Below are 12,420 nucleotides of genomic sequence, written 5' to 3' on the forward strand. Positions count from 1 at the left end.
CATGACGCGATCGCGGGTTTTCGGCACACCGCGACACAGCGCGGCGCGGCATGAAATCTGGTGGGCCCCCCGGGAGTCGAACCCGGCACCAACGAATTATGAGTTCGCTGCTCTAACCAAGCATGAGCTAGGGGCCCAGACGAGAAGCATGGCGTGCTACACGCCACCCCGGCAACGAAGCCGGGCCGGCATTGTAACAACAAAGACGACAAAGGGAACGAACGCCACCGGCATCATGCGGATACCGGCGGCGTTCGTAAGAGAAACGCCGGAAATCAGTTCCCTTCGAGGAACGACTTCAGCTTGTCGGAACGGCTCGGGTGACGCAGCTTGCGCAGCGCCTTGGCCTCGATCTGACGGATCCGCTCGCGCGTGACGTCGAACTGCTTGCCGACTTCCTCGAGCGTGTGATCGGTGCTCATCTCGATACCGAAACGCATCCGCAGCACCTTCGCCTCGCGCGGCGTCAGCGAATCGAGCACGTCCTTCACGACGTCGCGCATGCTGGCATGCAGCGCGGCATCCGCCGGCGCGACCGTGTTGGTGTCCTCGATGAAGTCGCCGAGATGGGAATCGTCGTCGTCACCGATCGGCGTTTCCATCGAGATCGGCTCCTTCGCGATCTTCATGATCTTGCGGATCTTGTCTTCCGGCATCTCCATCTTCTCGGCGAGCGTTGCCGGATCCGGCTCGAGACCGGTTTCCTGCAGGATCTGCCGCGAGATGCGGTTCATCTTGTTGATCGTTTCGATCATGTGAACCGGAATCCGGATCGTGCGCGCCTGGTCCGCGATCGAGCGCGTGATGGCCTGACGGATCCACCACGTCGCATAGGTCGAGAACTTGTAGCCGCGACGGTATTCGAACTTGTCCACCGCCTTCATCAGGCCGATGTTGCCTTCCTGGATCAGGTCGAGGAACTGCAGGCCGCGGTTCGTGTACTTCTTCGCGATCGAGATCACGAGACGCAGGTTGGCCTCGGTCATTTCGCGCTTCGCCTGGCGCGCCTTCAGTTCGCCGGCCGCCATCTGACGGTTGGTTTCCTTCAGGTCCTTCAGCGGCAGCACGACGCGCGCCTGCAGGTCGAGCAGACGCTGCTGCTGTTCGCGGATCGCCGGGACGTTACGCGACAGCACCGCGCTGTACGGATGGCCTTCCGCGGCGATCTTCTCGGCCCAGTCGAGATCCGTCTCGTTGCCCGGGAAGCGTGCGATGAATTCCGAGCGCGGCATGCCGCACTTGTCGACGACGATGTGCAGGATCTGGCGCTCGACCTGACGCACTTCGTCCACCTGCGCACGCAGCGTGTCGCACAGGCGTTCGACGGTACGCGCGGTGAAGCGGATCGTCATCAGCTCGCTCTGGATCGTTTCCTGCGCCTTCAGGTAGGCCTTCGACTTGTAGCCTTCCTTTTCGAACGCGCGGCGCATCTTGTCGAACCACTCGCTGATCTGCGAGAACTTCTCGAGCGACGCACGCTTGAGGGCTTCGAGTTGGGCGGCGTTCGCCGATGCCTGCGCGGCACCGTCGTCTTCCTCCTCTTCCTCTTCTTCCTCTTCCTCTTCGGCTTCCTCGTCCTCGTTCTCGATGGCTTCCGCTTCCTTCGCGGAGAAGCCGTCCGTATCGGCGGCATCCGCGGCGTTCGGATCGAGCAGGCCGTCGACGAGCTCGTCGACGCGGATCTCTTCGTTCGCGACGCGTTCGGCCATCGCGAGGATGTCGGCGATCGTCGTCGGGCATGCGGAGATCGCCATCACCATGTGGCGCAGGCCGTCCTCGATCCGCTTCGCGATCTCGATTTCGCCTTCGCGCGTGAGCAGCTCGACCGTGCCCATCTCGCGCATGTACATCCGGACCGGATCGGTCGTGCGGCCGAATTCCGAATCGACGGTGGACAGCGCGACTTCCGCTTCCTCCTCGACTTCATCGTCCGACGACGCGGCCGGCGCGTTGTCGTTCAGGAGCAGCGTTTCCGCGTCCGGCGCCTGCTCGTAAACCGCCACGCCCATGTCGTTGAACGTGCCGATGATGCCCTCGAGGGCTTCGGTCTCGGTGAAGTTGTCCGGCAGGTGGTCGTTGATTTCGGCGTACGTGAGGAAGCCGCGCTCCTTGCCGAGCTTGATCAGCGCGCGCAGTTTCACGCGGCGCTCTTCGAGCTCCTCGGCCGTGCCCGGCGTGCTCGTCGCGAACGCTTCCTTCAGCAGCGCCTTTTCCTTGGCGCGACGATCACGCACCTTGGACTTGCCCGGTGCAGCCGCGGCTGCGGGCTGCTCGTCGCTCTGATTTGCGTCGTCTTCGACGGATACTTCGTTCAGCTTTTTGGTCATGGAGTTCGCCGTACCGGCTATATCGACTCGCGGCTGCTGGACGACAGCCGGTTGAACCGTGGGTGCATGAGTAGTACGTACTGCCGTTTCGTCCGCGGCGGCAGTCGTGTCCCTTGCGCTTTTCGCACTTGCCCGCTTCGCCGCCGGCTTGGCCGGCCCGGAGTCGGGTCTGGCGGCAGCCCGTGTTCTGGCTGCCGGTGCCGGCGCAGCCTGAGCGGTGCCGGCCGCGGTTTTCTTTCCTGCAGGGGCTGACGTGGCTGAAGACGTTGTCCTGGCGGAAGAAGCAGACTTGGCCGCTGTGACCTTCTTGGTCGGCTCCGTCGAGCCCTTGCCTGTTGCTTTCTTTCCGCCTGTCGTCTTTGCCATCGCGATTCTCGCCTCTGCTTGGAAAACAAACCGCTGGAAACCTTATATTATAGCACGCTGGGGAGCCCTCTCTAAGCGCCCCGGCCGCCTACAGCCCGAGCCGACGCTTCATGTCGGTTCGCTGCTGGTTCAATTCCGTCAATTCGGCCAGCTCCTCGGGGGTGAAGGTGGATTGCCGCGCCAGCCTGTCCAGCCGGTCGCAGCAGGCGTCATAACGCATCTTGAGCACCGCTGCCTGCAGCTCCTCCCCCGCGATCCGCTCCTGCTCGCGCTGCCGCTCGAGCACCGTCTCGTCTTCCGGATTCTGTAACAGCAGATCGCGGACGTTTTCATCATAGTCCAGAATTTCGCGGAAGATTTCCTCGTAAGTCGCCCCGTTCGAGGACGCCCTCAGGACATCCGACAGCAGCCGGAACTCCGCGCCGTCGCCCAGCGCACGCGCATGATCGACGACTTCCGCGAACAATTCGCCGATGCGCGGCAGCGCGCGCAGGGTCGCGATCTGTTCGTCGTCGAGCTGCGATGCGATGCGCGGATGCATCACCAGCGTGCGCAACGCGCGCTTTTCGCTGTCCGTCACGCGTCGCCGCTCGCTGCGCGCGGGCGCCTGGCGCGGCGCCGCCGCGATGCGCGTATCGACTTCCGACAGCCCCGCGACTTCTTCGAACGGGATATCGAGGCGGTCGGCGAACATGTGCATGATCTGCGCGCGCAATGCATTCGCGGGCAGCGCCTGCAACAGCGGCTTCGCATCGAACAGCGCCTTCGCGCGGCCTTCCGGCTGATCGAGCGCCTTGCCGGCAATTGCTTCGTTCAACAGAAATTGCGACAGCGGCATCGCGCGTTCGACCTGCTCGGAGAACGCGTCCGCGCCGAACTCGCGCACATAGCTGTCCGGATCGTGCTCGGGCGGGAGAAAAAGGAACCGGATCGTCCGGTTGTCGCCCGCATGCGGCAGGCAGGCCTCGAGCGCGCGCCGGGCCGCGCGCCGCCCGGCCGAATCGCCGTCGAAACTGAAAATGACCGTGTCGGTCTGGCGCAGCAGCTTCTGCACGTGAACCGGCGTGCACGCGGTGCCGAGCGTCGCGACCGCGTTCGGAAAGCCGAGCTGCGCGAGCGCGACGACGTCCATGTAGCCCTCGACGACCAGCACGTACTTGCGCTCGCGAATCGCGAGCCGCGCCTCGAACAGCCCGTACAGCTCGCTGCCCTTGTTGAACAGCGGCGTTTCCGGCGAGTTCAGGTACTTCGGTTCGCCGCTGCCGAGCACGCGGCCGCCGAAACCGATCACCTGCCCCTTCACGTTGCGGATCGGGAACATGATCCGCTCGCGGAACCGGTCGTAGCGGCGCGCGACGCCCTGCGCGTCGGTTTTCTCGCTGACGATCACGAGCCCCGCTTCGACGAGCGACTCGTCGCGATAATCCGGGAACGCGGCCTCGAGGTTCTGCCAGCCGTCCGGCGCATAGCCGAGACCGAAGCGCGCGGCGATCTCGCCGGTCAGGCCCCGGTTCTTCAGATACTGGATCGCGGCCGTCGCGCCGCGCAACTGCTTGCGGTAGTAGTCGCACGCCGCCGTCATCGCGTCGGACAGCGCGGTCGCCACCGATTTCGACACGGGCGCCGGATAGTCGCCGCCACCGCCTCCGCCCCCACCGCCGCCGCGCATCGACGGCTCGTGCGGCACGGTCAGCCCGACGGATTGCGCGAGTTCCTGCACGGCTTCCGGGAACGTGAGCCCCGCGTGCTCCATCAGGAAGCCGATCGCCGTGCCGTGCGCGCCGCAACCGAAGCAGTGATAGAACTGCTTGGTCGGGCTGACGGTAAACGACGGGCTCTTCTCGTTATGGAACGGGCACAGCCCCATGAAGTTGGCGCCGCCCTTCTTGAGCTGCACGTACCGGCCCACCACGTCGACGATATCGACGCGGTTCAGCAAATCCTGCAGGAACGAATGCGGAATCACCGTGGGATCGAGCGAAAAAGGACGATACGACGCCCGGCGCACGCATCGCTGGGCGCGCCGGGAACGGGTTTTACTTCGTGAGCGCGGCCTTGACCTGCGCGGAAACGGCCGTCATGTCGGCGCGGCCGGCGAGCTTGCCCTTCAGCACGCCCATCACCTTGCCCATGTCCTGCGGGCCCGCCGCGCCCGTTTGCGCGACCGCCGCCTGGACTTCGGCCGCCACTTCGGCGTCCGACAGTTGCGCGGGCATGTAGCCGCCCAGCACGGTCAGCTCGGCCTGTTCCTTCGCGACGAGATCGTCGCGGCCGGCCGCCTGGAACTGGCTGATCGAATCCTTGCGCTGCTTGATCATCTTGTCGATCACGGCCGTGATGCCGGCGTCGTCGAGCGTGACCCGATCATCGACCTCGCGCTGCTTGATCGCGGCCATCAGCAGGCGAATCGTTGCCAGGCGCTCGCTTTCCTTCGCGCGCATCGCGGCCTTCATGTCTTCGCTGATCTGCTCTTTCAAACTCATCTTTCACCCGGGATGGAAACGTGAATCCGACGCCCGCAAACGGGCGTCAACACAAAAACCCGCTTGGGACATTGTCTCAAGCGGGTTGCTCGAATCCGGCATCGGCGACTCGCCGCCTGATCGGCTGCACGATCGCACCCGATCGCACGGAATCGCCGGTGCGCCGCTCAGTGAACCGCGCGGCGCCCAATCGTTCAGTACAGCTTCTTCGGCAACGTCTGGCTGCGGATACGCTTGTAATGACGCTTCACCGCAGCAGCCTTCTTGCGTTTGCGTTCCGCGGTCGGCTTCTCGTAAAACTCGCGCGCACGAAGCTCGGTCAGCAGACCGTTCTTTTCGATCGTGCGCTTGAAGCGACGCATTGCAACTTCGAACGGCTCGTTCTCTTTAACGCGAATGATCGTCATGATCCGACACGAATAAAGGTTTGCAGGGAAAGACTACCGAGTATAGCAGAGCGATTGTCCAAAGGCACGGGGCCGGGCCCCGCCGGAACGGCGCCGGCCGGCGCGTCAGGCACCGCGCGCATACTCGGCCGCGGCCTGCCCGGCCGCCGTGCCGGACGCCCACGCCCACTGGAAGTTGTACCCGCCGAGCCAGCCCGTCACGTCCACCGCCTCGCCGACGAAGAACAGCCCCGGCACGCGCGCGCTCATCATCGTCGCCGACGACAGCTCCCGCGTGTCGACCCCGCCCTTCGTCACTTCGGCCTTCCTGTAGCCTTCGGTGCCGTTCGGCGTCAGCGTCCAGCCCGACAGCGCGTCGCCGATCTGGCGCAGCGTCTTGTCGGGCAGATCGGCGAGCCGCGCGTCGGCCGCGACGCGATGCGTGTCGAGCCACGCATGCGCGAGGCGCGCCGGCACCCAGTCGGCGAGCAGCGAACCGATCTGGCGCTTCGACGTGCGTTTCGCTTCAAGCAGGTCGGCCACCGTGTCGCGCTGCGGCAGCAGGTCGATGCGAATCGGGTCGCCGGGCTGCCAGTAGCTCGAGATCTGCAGGATGCCGGGGCCGGACAGGCCGCGATGGGTCAGCAGCAGGTCCTCGACGAATTCGCCGCCGCGCTTCCTGTCGCCGGTCGATACGCGCACTTCGAGCGACACGCCGGACAGCGGCGCGAACGGCGCCCAGTCCTGCGGCGCGAACGTCAGCGGCACGAGCGCGGGCCGCGTATCGACGAGCTTGTGACCGAACTGCTTCGCGAGCCGGTAGCCGAAGTCGGTCGCGCCGATCTTCGGGATCGACAGGCCGCCGGTCGCAATGATCAGCGCGCGCGCGCCGATCGGCCCGGCCTGCTGCGTATCGAGCACGAAGCCGTCGGACGGCGCATGGCGCACCGCGTCGACGACGACGGGCCGGCGCCATGCGATGCCGCCCGCGTCGCACTCGTGTTTCAGCACGTCGATGATCGCGTCGCTGCCATGGTCGCAAAAGAGCTGGCCCTTGTGTTTTTCGTGCCAGGTCACGCGATGGCGCTTGAGCAGCCCGAGGAAGTCGCGCGGCGTATAGCGCGCCAGCGCCGAGCGCGCGAAATGCGGATTCGACGACAGGTAGTTGTCGGGCCCGGCATACAGGTTCGTGAAGTTGCAGCGGCCGCCGCCCGAGATGCGGATTTTCTCGGCGAGCCGCGGCGCGTGATCGATCAGCACGACGCGGCGGCCGAGCTGCCCGGCGACCGCGGCGCTCATCATGCCGGCGGCGCCCGCGCCGATCACGGCGATGTCATAAGTTTCCATGGCGCGGATTGTACCTGCCCGGCATCGGGCCCGGGCCGCCGCCAGCGGCGGTCCGCCCTCGCCTGCTATACTTTCCGGTTACGTTGACCTACCCGAGGCGCGTCCGAAACGGCGCGTCCTGCCCTCGCCCATGCTCGTTCTCGGCATCGAAAGCTCCTGCGACGAAACCGGCCTCGCGCTCTACGACACGCAGCGCGGCCTGCTCGCGCACGCGCTCCATTCGCAGATCGCGATGCACCGCGACTACGGCGGCGTCGTGCCGGAGCTCGCGTCGCGCGACCACATCCGCCGTGCGCTGCCGCTGCTCGAGGAAGTGATGGCGCAAAGCGGCACGCGCCGCGACGACATCGACGCGATCGCGTTCACGCAAGGCCCCGGCCTCGCCGGCGCGCTGCTCGTCGGCGCGAGCATCGCGAATGCGCTCGCGCTCGCATGGAACAAGCCGACCGTCGGCATCCATCACCTCGAAGGCCATCTGCTGTCGCCGTTGCTGGTCGACGAGCCGCCGCCGTTCCCGTTCGTCGCGCTGCTGGTGTCCGGCGGCCACACGCAACTCATGCGCGTGACCGACGTCGGCGTGTACGAGACGCTCGGCGAAACGCTCGACGACGCGGCCGGCGAGGCGTTCGACAAGACGGCGAAACTGATCGGCCTCGGCTACCCGGGCGGCCCTGAAGTATCGAAGCTGGCCGAAACGGGCACGCCGGGCGCGGTCGTGCTGCCGCGCCCGATGCTGCACTCGGGCGATCTCGACTTCAGCTTCAGCGGCCTGAAGACCGCCGTGCTCACGCAGATGAAGAAATTCGAAGCGGCGAAGCTGGAAGGCGAAGCACTCGAACGTGCGAAGGCCGACCTCGCGCGCGGCTTCGTCGATGCGGCCGTCGACGTGCTCGTCGCGAAGTCGCTCGCCGCGCTGAAGAAGACGAAGCTCAAGCGCCTCGTGGTCGCGGGCGGCGTCGGCGCGAACCGCCAGTTGCGCGCGGCACTGTCGGCGGCCGCGGCCAAGCGCGGCTTCGACGTGCACTACCCCGATCTCGCGCTCTGCACCGACAACGGCGCGATGATCGCGCTCGCGGGTGCGTTGCGGCTCGGCCGCTGGCCCGATCAGGCGAATGCCGACTACGCGTTCACGGTGAAGCCGCGCTGGGATCTCGCGTCGCTCGCACGCTGAATCGCACCACGCGACACCGTCAGCCGGAAAACAGAAGGCCGCTCGAACGAGCGGCCTTTCTCATGGGTGCGACAAGACGCCGTGGCGTTATGCAGCCAGCCGCTTGTCGCGCTCGATCAACGCATACGCGCTGTGATTGTGGATCGACTCGAAGTTCTCGGCTTCGAGCACGTAAGCGGCCACGCGCTCGTCCGCATCGAGGCGCTGCGCGATATCGCGCACGAGATCCTCGACGAACTTCGGGTTCTCGTATGCACGCTCGGTGACGAACTTCTCGTCCGGACGCTTCAGCAGCCCCCACAGCTCGCACGACGCTTCTTCTTCCGCGATGCGGATCAGCGCCTCGACCGGCAGATCGGCAGCCAGCTCCGCATCGATCGTCACGTGCGAGCGCTGGTTGTGCGCACCGTATTGCGAGATCTTCTTCGAGCACGGGCACAGGCTCGTTACCGGCACGAGCACCTTCAGGAACAGGCGCGTATCGCCGTTGCGGCTTTCGCCCGCGAGCGTCACTTCATAGTCGAGCAGGCTTTGCACGCCGGACACCGGCGCCGTCTTGTTGACGAAATACGGAAACGTGACTTCGATGCGGCCGGCTTCGGCTTCGAGCTTTTCGAGCATCGATGCGAGCATCGCGCGAAAACGCTCGACCGTCAGCGGCGCACGATTCTCTTCGAGCAGCGCGACGAAGCGCGACATGTGCGTGCCCTTCTGATCGGCCGGCAAACGGACATCGAGGTTCCAGACGCCGACCGTCGGTTGCACGTCGCCGCTTTCGGTACACACCGTCAACGGATGCCGGACCGCCTTCACGCCCACGCGCTGAATCGGAATCTGACGGGTATCCACCGTGCTCTGCACGTCGGGCATCACGAAGGCGGGATTCATCTGGTTCATCTTGTTCAATCCTTGTAAGCCGCGCGTTCGACGACGCGCACGCCGCGTCATGCGGCAGCCGGAAAAGCAACATGGGCCCGCAGGCCCATGTTTTCCGCATCAATGTAGACCGGTTGCGCCAGTCGCACCGACGCCGCCCGCGGGCGGCGTCAGCTTATGCGACGCGCTTCGCCTGACCGGCGACGTCGGCCGCCGGGTTCAGGAAGCGTTCGCGAATCGATTTCGCGATGCCCGCGCCGTCGAGGCCGCATTGCGACAGCAGCTTCGCGGGGTCGCCGTGATCGATGAACTGGTCAGGGAGGCCCAATTGTAGTACGGGTCGGATAACCCCACTCTCCATCAGGGCTTCCACGCAGGCCGAGCCCGCGCCGCCCATCACGCAGCCTTCCTCGACCGTGACGACGTAGTCGTGCGTTTCGGCGAGCTCGCGCACGAGCGCCGCATCGATCGGCTTCACGAAGCGCATGTTCGCGACCGTTGCGTCGAGTTCGTCGGCCGCCGCGAGCGACGGCGCGACCATCGTGCCGAACGCGAGGATCGCGACGCGCTTGCCTTCCGGCTGCGACGTGCGGCGACGCACTTCGCCCTTGCCGAGCGGGATCTCGGTGAATTCCTTCACCGTCGCCACGCCCGTGCCCGCGCCGCGCGGATAGCGCACCGCGGTCGGGTTCGGCTGCTGGAGCGCCGTGTGCAGCATCTGGCGGCATTCGTTCTCGTCGGATGCGGCCATGATCGTCATGTTCGGGATGCAGCGCATGAACGCGAGATCGTACGCGCCCGCATGCGTCGCGCCGTCCGCGCCGACGAGGCCCGCGCGGTCGATCGCGAACACGACCGGCAGGTTCTGCAGCGCGACGTCGTGGATCAGCTGGTCGTACGCACGCTGCAGGAACGTCGAGTAGATCGCGACGACGGGCTTCAGCCCTTCGGTCGCGAGACCGCCCGCGAACGTCACCGCGTGCTGCTCGGCAATGCCGACGTCGTAGTAGCGATCCTTGAAGCGCTTCTCGAATTCGACCATGCCCGAGCCTTCGCGCATCGCGGGCGTGATGCCGACCACGCGCGTATCGCGCTCGGCTTCATCGCACAGCCACTCGCCGAACACCTGCGTGTACGTCTTCTTCGCAGGCGTGGTCGACGGCTTGATGCCTTCGGCCGGATTGAACTTGCCGGGGCCGTGATAGAGCACGGGATCGGCTTCGGCGAGCTTGTAGCCCTGGCCTTTCTTCGTCACCACGTGCAGGAACTGCGGGCCGCGCAGTTCGCGGATGTTCTGCAGCGTCGGGATCAGCGAATCGAGATCGTGACCGTCGATCGGACCGATGTAGTTGAAGCCGAACTCCTCGAACAGCGTGGCCGGCACGACCATGCCCTTCGCATGCTCCTCGAGCTTGCGCGCGAGTTCGAGCACCGGCGGCGCGACGCTCAGCACACGTTCGACGCCCGCGCGTGCGGCCGCGTAGAAGCGGCCCGACATCAGGCGGGCGAGATGGCGATTCAGCGCGCCGACCGGCGGCGAGATCGACATGTCGTTGTCGTTCAGGATCACGAGCAGCTTCGCATCCTCCGACACGCCCGCGTTGTTCATCGCCTCGAACGCCATGCCGGCCGTCATCGCGCCGTCGCCGATCACGGCGATCGAGAAGCGGTCGTCGCCGTTCAGCTGGCTGCCGATCGCCATGCCGAGCGCGGCGGAAATCGACGTGCTCGAGTGCGCGGTGCCGAACGTGTCGTATTGGGATTCGCTGCGGCGCGGGAAGCCCGAGATGCCGTCGTACTGACGCAGCGAATGCATCTGGTCGCGGCGGCCCGTCAGGATCTTGTGCGGGTAGGTCTGGTGACCCACGTCCCAGACGATGCGATCGTTCGGCGTGTTGAACACGTAGTGCAACGCGATCGTCAGCTCGACCGTCCCGAGGTTGGACGACAAATGGCCGCCCGTCTTCGACACGCTGTCGAGCACGAACGCGCGCAGTTCATCCGCGAGCGGTTGCAGTTGGCGACGATCGAGGCGGCGCAAATCCGCCGGGTCGTCGATGGTTTTCAGCAAGTCGTACATCGTCGTTCCATTGTAGGAAATCAAACGCGCCCGCATTCTTTTGCACGCACCGTAGCGTGTGCGCGGCGGCGGGCTTTCGCGTCAGCTGACCCGGTTCACCACCAGGTCGGCAAGTTCGGCGAGACGCTGTGCGCGTGCGCCGAACGGTTTCAGCGCGTCGTGCGCTTCGGCGCGCAGCTGCGCTGCCAGCTCGCGCGACGCCTCGAGACCGAGGATCGATACATAGGTCGGCTTGTCGTTCGCCGCGTCCTTGCCGGCCGTCTTGCCGAGCGTCGCCGAATCGGTCGTGACGTCGAGAATGTCGTCGACGACCTGGAAGGCCAGACCCACGGCCCCAGCGTACACGTCCAGCGCAGCCATCGTTTCCGCCGAAGGCGTCTCGCCCGCCAGCGCGCCCATTCGCACGGCCGCGCGCAGCAATGCGCCCGTCTTCATCCGGTGCATCGTTTCGAGCTGCTCGCGCGTCAGCTTCAGGCCGACGCTCGCCAGGTCGATCGCCTGCCCGCCGGCCATGCCGATCGAGCCGCTCGCGAGCGCCAGCTCGCGCACGAGCGCCGCCTGCTGCACCGGCGACAGCGCATCGGCGTCGGTCAGCGCCACGAACGCCTGCGACTGCAGCGCGTCGCCGACCAGCAGGGCCGTCGGCTCGTCGTACTGCACGTGCACGGTCGGCTTGCCGCGACGCAGCGCATCGTCGTCCATGCACGGCATGTCGTCATGCACGAGCGAGTAGACGTGGATCATCTCCAGCGCCGCCGCCGCGGCGTTGCGGGCCGCCTCCGTCGCACCGGTCAGCTCGCCTGCCGCATGGCACAGCAGCGGGCGAACGCGTTTGCCGCCACCGAGGACCGCGTAGCGCATCGCCTCGTGAAGTTTCGCGGGCGTCGCGGTTTCGGCCGGCAGATAGTGGCCGAGTGCGTCCTCGACACGGTCAAGCACGGACCGCATCCATTGTTCGAATGTCATAGATCGTCGTCTTCGCCGTCCGTGGCGGCCGTTCCGGACGAAAGCGGCTTCAGCGTCGCGCCGTCGAGCACGCGGACTTGCTGCTCCACTTTCTCGAGCTGCTGTTGGCAAAACGCAACGAGGGTCGCACCGCGACGATACGCCGCCAGTGAATCCTCGAGGCTCAACGCGCCGCCTTCCATCCGGGCAACCAGCGTCTCGAGTTCCGCGAGCGCCATCTCGTAATTGTCCGGCAACGGTTCGGTGCCATTGCCGGGCGGCGTGGCGCCTGGGGATGCGGTTTTCGCCATGGACGAGGTGTCAAATTTCAAAACAAGTCGGACATTCTACGGCAAAAGAGAATTTTCCGACCTGCCGTCTTGGGCGCCCGCGCACAATTCCGGCCCCATCTTCGACGCACAGTGTGCGCCTTTCGAGG

10 protein-coding genes and 1 tRNA gene are annotated in these 12,420 nt (G+C 65.9%); 1 reads left to right on the top strand and 10 read right to left on the bottom strand.

Annotated features, from left to right (window positions below):
* Positions 1-58: 58 nt before the first annotated feature.
* From WS64_RS22660 to WS64_RS22685, 6 genes are all read right to left on the bottom strand, one after another.
* Positions 59-137 (bottom strand) — tRNA-Ile (locus tag WS64_RS22660).
* A 138-nt stretch (positions 138-275) separates the two neighbouring features.
* Complete coding sequence (rpoD, locus tag WS64_RS22665) at positions 276-2,693, bottom strand: RNA polymerase sigma factor RpoD (protein ID WP_081103896.1); 2,418 nt, start codon at positions 2,691-2,693, stop codon at positions 276-278.
* Positions 2,694-2,781: 88 nt separating this feature from the next.
* Positions 2,782-4,659, bottom strand: coding sequence for a DNA primase (gene dnaG / locus WS64_RS22670; protein WP_060968555.1), 1,878 nt, complete (start codon positions 4,657-4,659; stop codon positions 2,782-2,784).
* Between the two features lie 70 nt (positions 4,660-4,729).
* The gene (locus WS64_RS22675; protein WP_006479409.1) at positions 4,730-5,176 is read right to left on the bottom strand and encodes a GatB/YqeY domain-containing protein; all 447 of its coding nucleotides are present in this window, start codon (positions 5,174-5,176) and stop codon (positions 4,730-4,732) included.
* A 194-nt stretch (positions 5,177-5,370) separates the two neighbouring features.
* On the bottom strand, positions 5,371-5,583 hold the full coding sequence (gene rpsU, locus WS64_RS22680; RefSeq protein WP_006479415.1) for a 30S ribosomal protein S21: 213 nt from the start codon (positions 5,581-5,583) through the stop codon (positions 5,371-5,373).
* Between the two features lie 105 nt (positions 5,584-5,688).
* A complete protein-coding gene (locus WS64_RS22685; RefSeq protein ID WP_260427672.1) occupies positions 5,689-6,918 on the bottom strand; it encodes a BaiN/RdsA family NAD(P)/FAD-dependent oxidoreductase in 1,230 nt (409 codons plus the stop codon).
* Positions 6,919-7,039: 121 nt separating this feature from the next.
* On the opposite strand from WS64_RS22685, the gene tsaD reads away from it, so the two are divergent.
* Positions 7,040-8,080, top strand: coding sequence for a tRNA (adenosine(37)-N6)-threonylcarbamoyltransferase complex transferase subunit TsaD (gene tsaD, locus WS64_RS22690; protein WP_060967767.1), 1,041 nt, complete (start codon positions 7,040-7,042; stop codon positions 8,078-8,080).
* An 87-nt stretch (positions 8,081-8,167) separates the two neighbouring features.
* Here the strand turns inward: tsaD and folE2 are convergent, their stop codons facing one another.
* The 4 genes from folE2 to WS64_RS22710 all read right to left on the bottom strand — a co-directional run bounded on the left by folE2 (position 8,168) and on the right by WS64_RS22710 (position 12,292).
* A complete protein-coding gene (folE2, locus tag WS64_RS22695; protein ID WP_059583149.1) occupies positions 8,168-8,977 on the bottom strand; it encodes a GTP cyclohydrolase FolE2 in 810 nt (269 codons plus the stop codon).
* Between the two features lie 154 nt (positions 8,978-9,131).
* Positions 9,132-11,036 carry a 1-deoxy-D-xylulose-5-phosphate synthase gene (dxs, locus tag WS64_RS22700; protein WP_059582921.1) on the bottom strand — a complete coding sequence of 635 codons (1,905 nt, stop codon included), beginning with the start codon at positions 11,034-11,036 and terminating at the stop codon, positions 9,132-9,134.
* A gap of 81 nt (positions 11,037-11,117) precedes the next feature.
* Positions 11,118-12,002: a polyprenyl synthetase family protein gene (locus WS64_RS22705; RefSeq protein WP_050011336.1), complete on the bottom strand. Its 885-nt coding sequence runs from the start codon at positions 12,000-12,002 to the stop codon at positions 11,118-11,120.
* Positions 11,999-12,292: an exodeoxyribonuclease VII small subunit gene (locus WS64_RS22710; protein ID WP_006479428.1), complete on the bottom strand. Its 294-nt coding sequence runs from the start codon at positions 12,290-12,292 to the stop codon at positions 11,999-12,001. The genes WS64_RS22705 and WS64_RS22710 overlap by 4 nt, the downstream gene beginning before the upstream one ends.
* Between the last annotated feature and the right edge of the window lie 128 nt (positions 12,293-12,420).

The organism is Burkholderia anthina, from assembly GCF_001547525.1.
GTDB lineage: Bacteria > Pseudomonadota > Gammaproteobacteria > Burkholderiales > Burkholderiaceae > Burkholderia > Burkholderia semiarida.